Origin of the sequence: Pseudomonas sp. 22085, assembly GCF_052045815.1 — a bacterium.
Taxonomy (GTDB): Bacteria; Pseudomonadota; Gammaproteobacteria; order Pseudomonadales; family Pseudomonadaceae; genus Aquipseudomonas; species Aquipseudomonas glycinae.
In genome coordinates, this window is record NZ_JBQEQA010000022.1 from 41,175 (window position 1) to 55,805 (window position 14,631).

General features: G+C 60.5%; 12 protein-coding genes. 4 read left to right on the plus strand and 8 right to left on the minus strand.

The window, feature by feature from the left end:
* Positions 1-159: 159 nt before the first annotated feature.
* Positions 160-714, plus strand: a complete 555-nt coding sequence (locus ACTJK7_RS23750; RefSeq protein ID WP_064380796.1) for a cytochrome b — start codon at positions 160-162, stop codon at positions 712-714.
* On the opposite strand, the gene ACTJK7_RS23755 is transcribed toward ACTJK7_RS23750, so the two are convergent.
* Together ACTJK7_RS23755 and ACTJK7_RS23760 are read right to left on the minus strand one after the other, a co-directional pair.
* Positions 711-1,619, minus strand: a complete 909-nt coding sequence (locus ACTJK7_RS23755; RefSeq protein ID WP_108562769.1) for a 1-aminocyclopropane-1-carboxylate deaminase/D-cysteine desulfhydrase — start codon at positions 1,617-1,619, stop codon at positions 711-713. The two genes, ACTJK7_RS23750 and ACTJK7_RS23755, sit on opposite strands and share 4 nt — an antisense overlap.
* Before the next feature lie 41 nt (positions 1,620-1,660).
* Positions 1,661-3,700, minus strand: coding sequence for an NADPH-dependent 2,4-dienoyl-CoA reductase (locus ACTJK7_RS23760; protein ID WP_323151624.1), 2,040 nt, complete (start codon positions 3,698-3,700; stop codon positions 1,661-1,663).
* 205 nt (positions 3,701-3,905) lie between these two features.
* On the opposite strand from ACTJK7_RS23760, the gene ACTJK7_RS23765 reads away from it, so the two are divergent.
* On the plus strand, positions 3,906-5,033 hold the full coding sequence (locus ACTJK7_RS23765; RefSeq protein ID WP_064380801.1) for a nitrilase-related carbon-nitrogen hydrolase: 1,128 nt from the start codon (positions 3,906-3,908) through the stop codon (positions 5,031-5,033).
* A 3-nt stretch (positions 5,034-5,036) separates the two neighbouring features.
* A complete protein-coding gene (locus tag ACTJK7_RS23770) occupies positions 5,037-6,077 on the plus strand; it encodes an AraC family transcriptional regulator (RefSeq protein WP_108562771.1) in 1,041 nt (346 codons plus the stop codon).
* Positions 6,078-6,081: 4 nt separating this feature from the next.
* Here ACTJK7_RS23770 and ACTJK7_RS23775 read toward each other — a convergent pair whose 3' ends face one another.
* The 3 genes from ACTJK7_RS23775 to ACTJK7_RS23785 all read right to left on the minus strand — a co-directional run bounded on the left by ACTJK7_RS23775 (position 6,082) and on the right by ACTJK7_RS23785 (position 8,235).
* Complete coding sequence (locus ACTJK7_RS23775) at positions 6,082-6,270, minus strand: hypothetical protein (RefSeq protein ID WP_139831576.1); 189 nt, start codon at positions 6,268-6,270, stop codon at positions 6,082-6,084.
* A gap of 127 nt (positions 6,271-6,397) precedes the next feature.
* Positions 6,398-7,243 (minus strand): DUF2242 domain-containing protein, encoded by an 846-nt coding sequence (locus ACTJK7_RS23780; protein WP_064380804.1) that lies wholly within the window; start codon positions 7,241-7,243, stop codon positions 6,398-6,400.
* A 92-nt stretch (positions 7,244-7,335) separates the two neighbouring features.
* Positions 7,336-8,235: a LysR family transcriptional regulator gene (locus tag ACTJK7_RS23785; RefSeq protein WP_108562772.1), complete on the minus strand. Its 900-nt coding sequence runs from the start codon at positions 8,233-8,235 to the stop codon at positions 7,336-7,338.
* A 122-nt stretch (positions 8,236-8,357) separates the two neighbouring features.
* Here ACTJK7_RS23785 and ACTJK7_RS23790 point away from each other — a divergent pair, with 122 nt between their 5' ends.
* The gene (locus ACTJK7_RS23790) at positions 8,358-9,563 is read left to right on the plus strand and encodes an MFS transporter (RefSeq protein WP_108562773.1); all 1,206 of its coding nucleotides are present in this window, start codon (positions 8,358-8,360) and stop codon (positions 9,561-9,563) included.
* A 60-nt stretch (positions 9,564-9,623) separates the two neighbouring features.
* On the opposite strand, the gene ACTJK7_RS23795 is transcribed toward ACTJK7_RS23790, so the two are convergent.
* The 3 genes from ACTJK7_RS23795 to lon form a co-directional block, all read right to left on the minus strand.
* Positions 9,624-11,495, minus strand: coding sequence for a SurA N-terminal domain-containing protein (locus ACTJK7_RS23795; protein ID WP_108562774.1), 1,872 nt, complete (start codon positions 11,493-11,495; stop codon positions 9,624-9,626).
* A gap of 231 nt (positions 11,496-11,726) precedes the next feature.
* Complete coding sequence (locus ACTJK7_RS23800; protein WP_002552737.1) at positions 11,727-11,999, minus strand: HU family DNA-binding protein; 273 nt, start codon at positions 11,997-11,999, stop codon at positions 11,727-11,729.
* A 148-nt stretch (positions 12,000-12,147) separates the two neighbouring features.
* Positions 12,148-14,544, minus strand: coding sequence for an endopeptidase La (gene lon, locus ACTJK7_RS23805; protein ID WP_108562775.1), 2,397 nt, complete (start codon positions 14,542-14,544; stop codon positions 12,148-12,150).
* Between the last annotated feature and the right edge of the window lie 87 nt (positions 14,545-14,631).

Genomic DNA, 14,631 nt, shown 5'->3' on the forward strand with positions numbered 1-14,631 from the left:
CAGCCACCCCGTCAGCGCAGGGATCATGTCACTGCAATGCCAATGATGTGCATCAATAAAAAACAGGATCGTGGAGGAAGAATGACCTTAATACGATTACAGTTAAGGCATGCCGTCACAGAACGGCACGCTTGAGCCCTGAACCGTGAGGAACGCCGTATGCCGTGGACAAATTCCGAATCCCGTTACAGCACCGTGTCGATCCTGTTGCACTGGCTGATGCTGGTGCTGTTGGTACTGGTGTACGCCAGCATGGAATTGCGTGGTCTGTTTCCCAAGGGCAGCGGCGGCCGCACGCTGATCCGCGAAGTGCATTACATGCTTGGGCTGACGGTATTCGTGCTGGTCTGGTTTCGCCTGTTCGCCCGCAGCCTGGGCCCGGCGCCGAAAATCTTCCCGGCCTCGCCACCGTGGCAAACCATCCTCGCACGCTTGATGCACTGGGCCTTGTACCTGTTCATGATCAGCATGCCGATCCTCGGCTGGCTGATCACCAGCGCCGAGGGCCATCAGGTGATGTTCTACGGTTTCGACCTGCCGTTGCTGGTGAGTGAAGACAAGGCCTTTGCCAAACAGGTTGAATATTGGCACGTACTGATCAGCACGATTGGCTACTGGCTGATCGGTCTGCATGCGCTGGCGGGGATCTATCACCATTACGTGGTGCGCGATAACACGTTGCTGCGGATGATGCCCAAGCGCAGCCAGGGTTAGCCGTCTAATCCGCGCCGGCCCTGCAAGCCGCCGGTGTGGACGAAGATCAAGCGTGAACCCCGGGCAAAGCGACCCGCCTCGATCTGTTGCTTGATCGCCAGCAAGGCCTTGCCGGTGTACAGCGGCTCGAGGGGAATGCCGCTGGCCTGTTCGGTTTGCAAAATGAATTCAAGCAGCGCCGGATCGACCTTGGCGAAGCCGCCGCGGCTGGCGTCGATCAACTCATACCCTCCGGTTTCGCCGACAATCGCCTCGACATTGGCCGCGACGCCGTGATCGTCGGGCACGGCCATTGCGCCGTACACCGCATGTTGTCCGGCCTCGGCCAACACCAATCCCGCGAGCGTCGTGCCAGTGCCGCAAGCCAGCCACCAACCGTGATAGTCGTCCCAGCCGAACTTGCCGAGTTGTTCACTGACTTGATCCTTCAGCGCCGCGCAACCCTGCGCACCCGGCAGACCACCGCCCCCTTCGGGCACCGGGTGCAGCGTCGGATATTGCTCTCGCCAAGGCTGCCAGAACCCCGGCTCGTGCCGCGCCCGATAACCGCCGTAACCGAGCCAGTGCAGTTGCATGCCGAAGTCGTGCAGATCCCTGACCGTCGGCGTGTCCTGCGGATGCCCGCGCAACAGCCCGACCGTCGTGAATCCCAGGCGTTTGCCCGCAGCCGCCAATGCATGCAGATGATTGGAATGCGCACCGCCCAGGCTGATGATGCCTTCGGCACCCGCGCGGTCGGCGGCTTTGAGATGTTCGACGAGTTTGAACCACTTGTTGCCGCTGATCAGCGGATCAATCAAGTCCAGGCGCAGGATCGCGACTTCAATGCTGGCGGCGGTGAGCCACTCCAGATGAAGCGCTTCGAGTGGGGCTTGAGGTAGCCAGTCGGTGGGAGGCAGAAACATGAAGGCCGGCTCTGTGCAAAGAGCCGGCATTCTAGGGTGGATCAGAGCTCGGCGGCCAGACGCGAACCCTGGTTGATCGCACGTTTGGCATCCAGTTCGGCCGCCACATCGGCGCCGCCGATCAGGTGCACGTTCTGCCCGGCTGCCACCAGACCGTCGTGCAACTCACGCAGCGGATCCTGGCCGGCGCAGATGACGATGTTGTCCACCGGCAGCACTTGCGGCTCGCCGGTTTCGCCGATGCGGATGTGCAGGCCTTCGTCGTCGATCTTCAGGTATTCGACGCTGTTGAGCATCTGCACCTGCTTGTTCTTCAAACCGGTGCGGTGAATCCAGCCGGTGGTCTTGCCCAGGCCGTCACCGACCTTGGATTTCTTGCGTTGCAGCAGGAACACGTCACGCGCTGGTGCGTGCGGTGCAGCTTTGATCCCGGCCACGCCACCACGGGCTTCCAGATTCGTGTCGATGCCCCACTCTTTCCAGAACGCGGCGCGATCCTGACTGGTGGCCACGCCTTCATGGACGAGGAATTCCGACACGTCGAAACCGATACCGCCGGCACCAATCACCGCCACACGCTTGCCGACCGGTTTGCGCTCGAGCAGCACATCCAGATAGCTCAGCACTTTGGCGTTGTCGACACCCGGAATCGCCGGCAGACGCGGTGCAATGCCGGTCGCGAGGATGACTTCGTCGTAACCGCCCTCGACCAGTTTTGCCACATCGACGCGGGTGTTCAGGCACACCTCAACGTTGGTGGTCTGCAACTTGCGTTTGAAGTAACGCAGGGTTTCGTAGAACTCTTCCTTGCCCGGCACTCGCTTGGCGACATTGAACTGGCCACCGATCTCGCTGGCCGAATCGAACAAGGTCACCTGATGCCCGCGCTCGGCGGCCACGGTGGCGGCGGACAGACCGGCAGGACCGGCACCGACCACGGCGATTTTCTTGATCTGCTTGACCGGCAGGTAATTGAGCTCGGTTTCGTGGCAGGCACGCGGGTTGACCAGGCAGCTGGTGAGCTTGCCGCCGAAGGTGTGATCGAGGCAGGCCTGGTTGCAGCCGATGCAGGTATTGATTTCGTCGGCGCGACCTTCAGCAGCCTTGTTGACGAAGTCCGGGTCGGCGAGGAACGGCCGCGCCATCGAGACCATGTCGGCATCGCCTTCAGCGAGGATCTGCTCGGCGATTTCCGGGGTGTTGATGCGGTTGGTGGTGATCAGCGGAATATTCACCGAACCGCGCAGCTTGGCCGTGACCTTGCTGAACGCCGCACGCGGCACTTTGGTGGCGATGGTCGGGATCCGCGCTTCGTGCCAGCCGATGCCGGTGTTGATGAGGGTCGCGCCGGCCTGCTCGATGGCTTTTGCCAGGGTGACGATTTCTTCCCAGGTGCTGCCACCTTCCACCAGATCGAGCATCGACAGACGGAAGATGATGATGAAGTTCGGGCCCACCGCTTCACGCACCCGGCGAACGATCTCCACCGGCAGGCGCATGCGGTTTTCGTAGCTGCCGCCCCAACGGTCGGTGCGGTGGTTGGTGTGAGCGGCGAGGAACTGGTTAATGAAATAACCTTCCGAGCCCATGATTTCCACGCCGTCGTACTCGGCGGTCTGGGCCAGTACCGAGCAGGTGACGAAATCGCGGATCTGCTTCTCAATGCCTTCCTCGTCCAGCTCTTTGGGCTTGAACGGGTTGATCGGCGCCTGAATGGCGCTCGGCGCGACCTGTTTCGGACTGTAGGCATAACGGCCGGCGTGGAGGATCTGCATGCAGATCTTGCCGCCCGCCTCGTGCACGGCGCGCGTGACGATGCGGTGTTGGAGCGCTTCTTCCTCGGTGGTCAGCTTGGCCGCGCCGGAATACACACCGCCCTCGTCATTCGGACCGATACCGCCGGTGACCATCAGGCCAACGCCGCCACGGGCACGCTCGGCGAAATACGCTGCCATGCGTTCGAAACCGCCCGGTTTCTCTTCAAGGCCAGTGTGCATCGAGCCCATGAGGGTGCGGTTGCGCAACGTGGTGAATCCCAGGTCCAGCGGGGCCAACAGGTGCGGGTATTGAGTGGCGGTCATCGTTAACTCCACAGCGAGCGATCACGGAAAATGCGGGAGCTCTGCGTCCCCCGTCAGTCATGCTCGACAGATTAGGAGTCGCATCGCTGTCACTCAATGACCGTAACTGACAAGTTATTGATCCAAATGCGCAGCACCCCTTGGCAAGCCGGGGCTGGCGCCCTACCCTGTCCACACACCCTGCACCCGGTTGTTGTTGGATTTCATGCGCAAACTTCTGTACCTGACTTTTTCCATGGCGCTCATCGCCGCACTCACCTTCTACGCCATGTGGGCGGCTGACCGTCCGGCCGGTCATTACCTGTCGGACCTGCGGATCAAACTCGCGGTCGATCAGGGCACGCCCGCCGACCGTGGCAACCTGCTGGGCATCCAGCCCGAGCTGTTCCCCACCGACTACCAAAGCCCCGAACGCCTGCACCGCAAGCTCGCCGCCTATTTGCAGCAGGCGCAGGATCAGGGGCTGTTGAATGAAAAAACCGTGGTCATCCTGCCGGAGCATGTCGGCACCTGGCTGATGATCAGCGGCGAGAAAGATGAGCTGTACCAGGCCGCTACCCTCGCCGAAGCGATGAACTGGCTGGCAGCGAGCAACCCGGTGCAGTTTGCTCGCGCCTGGCTCACCGCCAAGGGCAGCAGCCGTCTGGATGACGCGCACCTGCGCATGAAGTCCCGGGACATGGCCAAGGACTATCAGGCGCTGTTCGGTGGTTTGGCCAAGGAGTTCCACGTCACTCTGGTGGCCGGCACGATCGTGTTGCCTGAACCGAACATCACCGACGGCCGGCTCAAGGCCGGCAGTGGCGCGCTGTACAACAGCACGGTGGTGTTCGGTCGCGACGGTGCCCCGCTCGGCCAGCCGCAGCGGCAGATGCGTCCGGTCTTCGATCAGGATGACTCCGGCACCCGCGAAGCGTCGCGGATCAATGTGATCGACACCCCGGCCGGACGCCTCGGCGTGTTGATCGGCAACGACAGCTGGTACCCGGACAACTACCGCAAACTCGACGAGCAAGGCGCGCAGCTGATCGCGGTGCCCGCGTTTGTCGTCGGTCATGGCGTGTGGGATCAACCCTGGAAGGGTTACAAAGGCTCGAGCGTGCCGGACTCGGTCAGCCTGAAACCAGGAGCAGTCAGTGTAGGCCAAGCCTGGCACCAACTGACCCTGACCGCGCAACCGCCGGCCAGCAAGGCGCAGGCCGGTATGAGTGTGTTTCTGCGCGGGCAGTTCTGGGACAAGCCGAGCGCCGGGCAAAGTTTCCTCAGCAGCAACGGCCAGCAATTCGCCGACAGCGAAGCCCGTGGCGCGCGCCTGCTGAACCTCTGGTTGTAACCCGTGAAGCCGCTGCCGATGCGTCTCGGGGATCTGTCGGTGGGCTTCGTCCACAGCCTGGCCGATGCCGTGCGCAGCCATGACATCGATCCCCTTCCCTTGCTCGAACAGTACGGCCTGGATGCCGCCCGGCTGGCCGAAGCCGGAGCGCGCCTGTCGATCCCGCGCTACATGCGCCTGGGACATGGCGCGATCCAGCTGACTGGCGATCCGGCATTGGGTTTGCGCATGGGCCAACTCAGTCGCTTGAGTCAGGCGGGGCTGGCCGGTGTGACTGCCGCGCAGGCCCCGACCGTGCGCGAAGCCGCCCGCTGCCTGACGCGCTTCGAACCCTTGTACGGCTCCAATTATCGCGGCCAGTCGAGTTTCCACGAGGACGCCAGCGGTGCGTGGCTGCGGTTCTATTCCATCAGCCCGTACAACGCCTACAACCGCTTTGTGGTGGATTCGATCATCGCTGGCTGGCTGCATCAGCTGTCCAGCATCAGCCCCGAACCGTTGCGCGCTGAACGGATCGAGATCGAATTTGACACCCCGGATTATCGCGACGCTTATGCGGTGCTCGGTGAATGCCCGATCCAGTTTGGCGCCGAACACAATCAACTGCGTCTGAGCCTCACCGACCTGGCCCGACGCAACCCGGAGCATTGCCCCAGCACCTGGAAACATTTGCTCGGCTTGTGTGAACGGGAACTGGAACAACTGACCCGCACCCGCAGCCTGCGCGAACGCATCACGCAATTGCTCGGGCCGTTGCTCAATGGTGGCCGGGAACCGGACCTGGAAGAAGTGGCGGCACGTTTGAAGCTGCCGACCTGGACGTTACGGCGAAAGCTGGCCGAGGAAGGCACGCAGTTTCGCGCGATCCTCAATGACACCCGCCGTGATCTGGCGATGACCTACATCCGCGACACCGAACTGGCATTCGGTGAAATTGCCTACTTGCTGGGCTTTGCCTCGGCTGAAGCTTTCCAGCGCGCCTTCAAGCGCTGGAACCGCCAGACACCGGGCGAATTTCGCCGCAGTCACCGCAAGACAGGCTGACGCCTCACAGCTCGGTGGCGTCTTCCGCAGGCTCTGGTGAATCCAGCTCAAAGGCCTGGAATTCGAGCAATTCTTCTTGATAGTCATCCATTGCGTAATCCCCCTGACGCTTGCTTGAAATGGCCTGGAACAAATGACCAGCGCCTCGAGCATAAAGTGCCCGTGTGAAGGAAAAATGAAACACGGCCTTCATGAAATAAACGTAGCAGGCGGTCAGGGATTTATCGCGGGAAATTTTTCGACGGGGCTGGCAGGAAGAAGCTCAAGGGAGACAACAAAACGCCACGCGTCCGACAGGAGCCGGAGGCGTGGCGTGAAGTTTACTGCCCGGACGCAGGCATGGCCGGAATCGGCTCGGACGGCGGCGGAATGTCCGTCGGATTGGCCGGAGGGGTGATGGTTTCCGTCGCGGGCGCAGGCTCGGCAACCGGTGCCGGGGTGATCGGTGCAGCTTCTGCCGGCGGGGCTACCGGTTCGGAGCTCACCGGGGTTGCCTCTGCAGGCGCTGGCGTTGGCGCCGCAGCGGGCGCCGGGGTGGGTTCAGTCGCAGGGGCTGGAGCCAACGGAGCCGGCGCCGCCTTGGCTTCCGGCACACCCAGATCGGTCTTCGGTTTTTCGGTGATATGCGCAGCTTTCTTCGCGTCGGCTGGCAGGAACAGCTCGACCAGAGTGAAGAAACGTTCGTAGAACTTCTGCGAAGACACGGTTTCGCTGGCCACCTTGACCATCGAATCGTCAGACGAGCCGATCGGCATCGACACCGAGCCCAATACGCCGACACCGAGGCTGGCCGAGTTGTTGGTCTTCTTCAGCGCGTAGCGGTCCTGCAAGGCGTTGGCGAACACGGTGGCGTGATGGCCGGCGCTGCCATCATCGGCGCACACCACGTTGAAGCTGATCTCCAGATGGGTTTCGCCGGTCTGCTGGAAGCTCTTGTGGCCGCTGACCAGTTTCGGGTCATTGCTGGTAATGATATAGCCCTGGCTGAGCAACGCTCGGCGGGCCGCTTCGCAACTGGCGGTGTCGGTCACCGGGTAATTGCGCGAAAAGGTGCCGGAGTCGTCGAAATTCTCATGCTCGTAGATAGGCTTGTCCTTGGAGCAGCCGGCAGCGGCGGTCAGCAACAACGCCAACCCGATGAAACGCACGGGAATAGAATTCAACATTAAACATCCTGAGGGAAAACGGTCCGGGGCGTATTGTGCAACAGATCGCTGCCCCGCGGCGTATGGATTAGTGTCTTAAAACAGTTACAACTCTACCGGTCATGGACGACAGGAAAAAGTCGCGCCGATAAATGATCGATGAACACGCGCAATTTGGCGGTTGCATGCCGGCTTGATGGCCACAGGACCCAGAACTGCCCGACGTGCTCCAGATGCTCATCGAGCACGCGCTGCAGGCGACCCTGCTGCTGCGCCTCGAAGATCATGAAATCCGGCAGACAAGCGATGCCCATGCCCGCCAGCGCTGCATGCCGCACGGCTTCGATCGACGTACTGACCAGGCGTGTCGGCAAGGTCGGCTCGGGAGCGCCCTCCTCGCGTTTGAACGGCCAGGACTCCAGTTTGCCGGTGGCGTGAAACGTATGGCGCAGGCAGGCGTGCTCCGCCAGATCGGCCGGGGTCAGCGGTTCGCCGCGCTCGCGCAGGTACGCAGGACTGGCCACCAACACCATGTGAAACTCGCCCAACGGTCGTGCCATCAGTCGCGAATCTCGCGGTTTACCCGTCCGGATCACCGCATCGAAGCCTTCTTCAACCACATCGACCATGCGATCGGTCAGGTCCAGATCCAGTTCGATCTGCGGGTACAATGCCATGAACTCGTTCATGACCGGCATCACCAGGTCATGCACCTGCGGCAGGCTGACCCGCAACTTGCCGTGAGGCGCCGCTGCGGCATCGCACAGTTCAAATTCCGCCGCCTCCACTTCGGCGAGGATCTTGCGGCAACGTTCAAGAAACAGCGCGCCTTCGCTGGTCAGCGTGATGCTGCGGGTGGTGCGGTGAAACAAGCGCACATTGAGTCGAGCTTCCAGGCGGGCGATGCTTTTGCCAACCGCCGACGAGGACACGCCCTGCAAGCGGCCGGCCTCGGTAAAGCTGCGGGTTTCCGCCACCTGCACAAACACTGAAATACTGCCCAGGCTGTCCATTCATCCCTCCCTGATTCGCGACATTCTTGTCCGAGATGTTCGGAACCCTAACCTGTTTTTCCCGAATGTGCAGCGCCCTAACCTATGGCCTTCGTCTCCTTTGGCAAAATGGAAACCCGCCCATGAACGATGCGCCACTCACCTCCCCCTCGCTCGCCGGCACAGTCGAGCCCGCGGAACGATTACCGCTGGGCGCATTGCTAGCGCTCGCCACCGCCGGGTTCATCACCGTGCTGACCGAGGCGATGCCCGCCGGCCTGCTGCCGCAAATGAGCGCGGGGCTTGATGTCTCTCAAGCCCTGATCGGGCAACTGGTCACGCTGTACGCCATTGGTTCGATGCTGGCGGCGATTCCGCTCACCATTGCCACACGGGGCTGGCGTCGGCGCCCGCTGTTGCTGGCGGCCATTAGCGGGTTTGCCATCGCCAACAGCATCACTGCGTTGTCCGAGCTGTACTGGCTGACCCTGATTGCACGCTTGATCGCAGGCGTGTTCGCGGGGCTGCTCTGGGCTTTGCTGGCGGGGTACGCGAGCCGGATGGTCGCACCTCACTTGCAAGGCCGGGCGATTACGGTGGCCATGCTCGGGGCGCCGCTTGCGCTGTCGCTGGGCATTCCGGCCGGGACGCTGCTGGGCACGGCAGTCGGCTGGCGCCTGAGCTTCGCGATCATGACCGGGCTGACCGTGCTGCTGGTGATCTGGGTGCGTTGGCAAGTACCGGACTTCGCCGGTGAACGCGCCGGAAAGCGCCTGCCACTGCGTCAGGTGTTTACCTTGCCGGGCGTGCGATCCGTGTTGTTTGTGACTTTGTCCTACGTCGTCGCGCACAACCTTCTGTACACCTATATCGCGCCATTTCTGGAGCCATCGGGACTTGGCGCAGAAATCGACCGGGTGTTGTTGGTGTTTGGCCTGGCATCGGTATTGAGCCTGTGGATCGTCGGCAGCCTGATTGATCGCTGGCTGCGTCAGCTGGTACTGGCCAGCGCCCTGTTGTTCCTGCTGTCGGCGATCGCACTGGGGCTATGGCGCGAATCGCCGGGAGTGGTCTACACCGCTACCGCTGTCTGGGGCCTGGCATTCGGCGCGATGCCCTCACTGTTGCAGACGGCCCTGGCGAAAACCGCCAGGGAGGCTGCCGATACCGCGCAATCGATGCTGGTGACCCTGTGGAATGTCGGCATTGCCGGCGGCGGGCTTGCGGGAGGCCTGTTGCTGAACAACCTGGGCGTCGGGAGTTACCCGTGGCTGGTCGCGGGTCTGTTGCTGCTGACTCTGAATGCGACCATCAATGCCCGAAGTCATGGCTTCCCGAACGCGGGATAACGCGCATAAAAAAGCCCCGGATTTTCATCCGGGGCTCGGGTCTTGCGGCTCAGCCAGGCATCAGAAACGCTTGATGTCGGCTTCGGCTTCCAGCTGCTTGCGGTACGCCGCAAAGTCTTGCTGGCCCACACGCGATGCGAGGAAGCGACGGTACTGCGCTTTCTCTTCATCGGTCGGAGCCGCCGCTTCGTTCACGCCGTTCAGACGCACGATGGTCAGGCTGCCATCCGCCAGCGTCACGCTGGTGAAGGTCGGCTTGTCCTTGGCAGCCGGCTTAGGCATGCGGAACAGTGCTTGCAGCACCGCCGGGTCAACACCTTCCTGAGCGCGGTTCGCCGCTTCAGTGACTTTCCAGCTCTGACCATCCACCGCCTTGTCCAGCGGGGTCTTGCCATCACGCAGACTGGCGATCAGTTGCTCCGCCTTGGTCTTGGCAGCCGCGCTGGCGTGCTCTTTGGTCAACTGGGCGCGAATGGCGGTGGCCACTCTTTCCAGCGGCAATTGAGCAGGCTTCAGATGTTCCTTGGCGCGCAGCACGATCACGGTTTCCGGATCCAGCTCGATGGCGGTGCTGTTGGCACCCTCTTCCAGCACTTCGGTGCTGAACGCGGCAGTCACTACAGCACGGTTGGCTGCAACGCCTTCGCCACCTTCACGGCCGAACGGCTTGGAGGTGTGCACGGTCAGTTTCAGATCCTGCGCTGGCTGGGCCAGGTCGGATGCTTCGAACGAAGAGTCTTCCAGTTGCTTGGTCGCCTCGACGAAACGCTGCTCGACTTGCTGGGTTTTCAGCTCGCGGGTCAGCTTGTCTTTCAGGCTGGCCAGCGTCGGCACTTCAGGCGCCTCGACACCCAGCAGCTTGATCAGATGGAAACCGAAGTCGGTGCGAACCGGCTCGGAAACCTGATCCTTGTTCAGCGAATACAGGGCTTTCTCAAAGGCTGGATCGTAAACGCCAGGACCGGCATAACCGAGGTCACCGCCGTTGTTGGCCGAACCCGGATCCTGCGAGAACTCCTTGGCCAGCGCTTCGAATTTCTCGCCCTTGGCCAGACGCGCCTGGACTTCTTCGATCTTCGCCTTGGCCTGGGCCTCGGTGGTCTTGTCGTTGACTTCGATCAGAATGTGCGCCGCACGACGCTGTTCCGACAGGTTGGCGATCTCTTTCTGATACGCCGCCTGCAGGTCTTCGTCCTTGACGGCGACCTGATCGAAGAACGAAGACTTCTTCAATTCCAGGTAATCGATGACCACTTGATCCGGGGTCATGAATTCCTTGGCGTGCTCGTCGTAGTAAGCCTTGACCTCGTCATCGGTCAGCTTCACGGCCGAAGGGTCAGCCTTGATGTTCAGCGTGGCGAAGTCGCGGGTCTGTTTTTCCAGACGGGCGAAGGCCAGCACCTGAGCGTCGGTCACAAAACCGCTGCCCGCCACACCGGCGCGCAGTTGGCCGATCAGCATTTCCTGAGCCAGCATCTGGCGGAACTGCATGCGGCTGTAGCCCAGTTGACGGATCACCTGATCGAAACGGTCGGAGCTGAACTTGCCATCGACCTGGAATTCAGGCGTCTGCAGGATCACTTGGTCCAGGGCCGCTTCGGAGAAAGCGAATTTCGATTGTTCTGCGCCTTGCAGCAGCAGCTTGCGATCGATCAGACCCTTGAGGGCCGATTCGCGCAGCATTTTTTCGTCCAGCAAGGAAGCGTCGAAATCCTTGCCCAGTTGTTGCATCAGCTGACGGCGTTGCATATCCACCGCCTGGCTCAGCTCGTTCTGGCTGATTTCTTCACCGTTGACCTTGGCCGCCTCATTCTTGTGAGTCGTGGCCTGGAAAATGGCGTCGAAACCGGTCAGGGCCATCAGTGCAACGATGACTCCGATAATGGTCTTGGCAATCCAGCCTTGTGAATTGTCCCTGATATTCTGCAGCATGCGTCCCCCAGAAACGGTTGAACTTCAAAATTTGGCAACCGTGGAGTGTGGGTAGAATCCGGATAGAAGAAAGGCGCATCCGAGGATGCGCCTTCTCGTAACTGGCGGAGCGGACAGGGCTCGAACCCTCGATCCCGGTGTGACAGGCAACTGTTTCAACTACCTGCTCTACCGCTCCGCTGCCAAGTCAGGCATGACCCCGACCCGGATGGGTAAAATCCTGAATCAAACTTAGTTGACGGCTTCTTTCAGGGCTTTACCGGCTTTGAAACCTGGCTTTTTGGCTGCCGCGATTTCCAGAGTCTTGCCGGTCTGTGGGTTACGACCGATGCGAGCTGGACGATCAGTCACGGAGAAAGTACCGAAACCAACCAGAACAACGGAGTCGCCGGCCTTGAGAGCGCCAGTGACGGATTCGATTACAGCGTCCAGCGCACGGCCAGCAGCAGCTTTCGGGATATCAGCGGATGCAGCGATAGCATCAATCAGTTCCGACTTGTTCACTCTAAGTCCCCTTATATCTATTTGAGTATGATTCTAAGTTTTTTGGTGAAAGCAAAAACGAGTGCTGAATGGCCTACAGACACTTAAGAGCCGCTTTATAACAAGGGCTCTAAAAAGCTGTCAAGGAAGCCCCCCAGGCAAAAGCGTATTAATGCGTGCTAATTCTTTCCTTAGAGTCAGACTCACGTTTTTCGTCCTTGGCAACTATCTCCGGAGCCACATCCGGCAAGGGCTCCGGCGCGTATTGCAGCGCAATTTGCAGGACCTCGTCAATCCATTTAACCGGTTTGATCTGCAGATCCTGCTTGATATTGTCAGGAATCTCCTTCAGATCACGCACGTTCTCTTCCGGAATAATCACGATCTTGATTCCGCCACGGTGAGCGGCCAGCAGTTTTTCCTTCAGACCACCAATGGCGAGAACTTGACCACGCAGGGTGATCTCGCCGGTCATGGCGACATCGGCACGCACAGGAATACCGGTCAACGCCGACACCAGCGCAGTACACATGCCTACACCAGCGCTAGGGCCGTCTTTTGGCGTCGCGCCTTCCGGCATGTGAATGTGGGTGTCGCGCTTCTCGTGAAAGTCCAGGGGAATGCCCAGGCTCTTGGCACGGCTGCGCACCACCGTCAGAGCCGCAGTGATCGATTCGACCATTACATCACCCAGCGAACCGGTCTTGATCAGTTGACCTTTACCCGGCACCACAGCGGCTTCGATGGTCAGCAGTTCGCCGCCCACCTGAGTCCAGGCCAGGCCGGTCACCTGACCGATCTGATCCTGCTGCTCGGCCAGACCGTAGCGGAACTTGCGAACGCCGAGGAAATGCTCCAACAGATCAGCTGTCACTTTTACCGAGAAGCGTTTTTCCAGCGCGTGCTCTTTGACCGCCTTGCGGCAGACCTTGGCAATCTGCCGCTCAAGGCCACGCACACCGGCTTCGCGGGTGTAGTAACGGATAATGTCGCGGATCGCTTCTTCGTCGAATTCCAGCTCGCCCTTCTTCAGGCCGTTGGCTGCAATCTGTTTCGGCGACAGGTACTTGACCGCGATGTTGATCTTCTCGTCTTCGGTGTAGCCCGGCAGACGGATGACTTCCATCCGGTCCAGCAGCGCCGGCGGAATGTTCATCGAGTTCGAGGTGCACAGGAACATCACATCCGAGAGGTCGTAATCGACTTCCAGATAGTGGTCGTTGAAGTTGTGGTTCTGCTCAGGATCGAGCACTTCCAGCAACGCCGACGCCGGGTCGCCACGCATGTCGCTGCCCATTTTGTCGATTTCATCGAGCAGGAACAGCGGGTTGCGCACACCCACTTTTGTCATCTTTTGAATCAATCTTCCTGGCATCGAACCGATGTAAGTCCGACGGTGACCACGGATTTCCGCTTCATCACGCACGCCACCGAGGGCCATGCGCACGAATTTGCGGTTGGTGGCATGGGCGATCGACTCGGCCAGCGAGGTTTTACCCACGCCCGGAGGACCGACCAGGCACAACACCGGGCCACGAATTTTCTTCACGCGTTTCTGCACGGCGAGGTATTCAAGGATGCGTTCCTTGACCTCTTCCAGGCCGTAGTGATCGGCGTCGAGAATGTCTTCGGCCCGGGCCAGGTCCAGACGCACCTTGCTCTGAGCCTTCCACGGCACCTGAACCAGCCAGTCGATGTACGAGCGCACCACGGTGGCTTCAGCGGACATCGGCGACATTTGCTTGAGCTTGTTCAACTCGGCAGTGGCCTTGGCCAGGGCATCTTTTGGCAGACCGGCAGCGTCGATACGCTTTTTAAGGTCTTCGATTTCGTTGTGACCTTCGTCGCTGTCGCCGAGCTCTTTCTGAATGGCCTTCATCTGCTCATTCAGGTAGTACTCGCGCTGACTGCGCTCCATTTGCTTTTTGACGCGACCACGAATGCGTTTTTCGACTTGCAGCAGGTCGATCTCGGCGTCCAGCAAGGCGAGAACGTGCTCGACCCGGGCCGACAAATCGATGATTTCGAGGATTTCCTGCTTCTGCTCGATCTTCAGCGCCATGTGCGCGGCCATGGTATCTACCAGTCGGCCAGGCTCGTCGATGCTGTTAAGCGACGACAGGACTTCAGCGGGGACTTTCTTGCCCAACTGCACATATTGTTCGAACTGCGACAGCAGGCTGCGCACGAACACTTCCGATTCGCGCTCGGCGGCATCGACTTCGTCGATCAGCGACACTTCAGCACGGCAGTGGCCATCAACTTCGCTGAAGCGCTCCACAGCACCACGCTGCTCGCCCTCGACCAGAACCTTGACGGTGCCGTCCGGGAGCTTCAGCAACTGCAAAACAGTGGCGATAGTACCTACGCGATAGAGAGCTTCTTCACCGGGATCGTCGTCAGCCGGATTTCTCTGGGCCAGCAGCAGGATCTGCTTGTCGCCCGTCATCGCGGCCTCGAGGGCTTCGATGGATTTCTCGCGCCCCACGAACAGCGGGATAACCATGTGCGGATACACAACGACATCACGCAATGGCAGGAGAGGCAATTCGATGGTGGTCTTCATGATTTCGCCTCTACGGCGGCCATACGGCCGTAATCAGATGGAATTAAACTTGAAACCAAGATGGGGGCTGACTTGAAAAAAAACAAG

Excerpts from the sequence above, each read along its gene's own strand:
- ACTJK7_RS23750 (WP_064380796.1), top strand. The coding sequence starts at position 160 with ATGCCGTGGACAAATTCCGAATCCCGTTACAGCACCGTGTCGATCCTG.
- ACTJK7_RS23755 (WP_108562769.1), bottom strand. The coding sequence starts at position 1,619 with ATGTTTCTGCCTCCCACCGACTGGCTACCTCAAGCCCCACTCGAAGCG.
- ACTJK7_RS23760 (WP_323151624.1), bottom strand. The coding sequence starts at position 3,700 with ATGACCGCCACTCAATACCCGCACCTGTTGGCCCCGCTGGACCTGGGA.
- ACTJK7_RS23765 (WP_064380801.1), top strand. The coding sequence starts at position 3,906 with ATGCGCAAACTTCTGTACCTGACTTTTTCCATGGCGCTCATCGCCGCA.
- ACTJK7_RS23775 (WP_139831576.1), bottom strand. The coding sequence starts at position 6,270 with ATGAAGGCCGTGTTTCATTTTTCCTTCACACGGGCACTTTATGCTCGA.
- ACTJK7_RS23780 (WP_064380804.1), bottom strand. The coding sequence starts at position 7,243 with ATGTTGAATTCTATTCCCGTGCGTTTCATCGGGTTGGCGTTGTTGCTG.
- ACTJK7_RS23785 (WP_108562772.1), bottom strand. The coding sequence starts at position 8,235 with ATGGACAGCCTGGGCAGTATTTCAGTGTTTGTGCAGGTGGCGGAAACC.
- ACTJK7_RS23790 (WP_108562773.1), top strand. The coding sequence starts at position 8,358 with ATGAACGATGCGCCACTCACCTCCCCCTCGCTCGCCGGCACAGTCGAG.
- ACTJK7_RS23795 (WP_108562774.1), bottom strand. The coding sequence starts at position 11,495 with ATGCTGCAGAATATCAGGGACAATTCACAAGGCTGGATTGCCAAGACC.
- lon (WP_108562775.1), bottom strand. The coding sequence starts at position 14,544 with ATGAAGACCACCATCGAATTGCCTCTCCTGCCATTGCGTGATGTCGTT.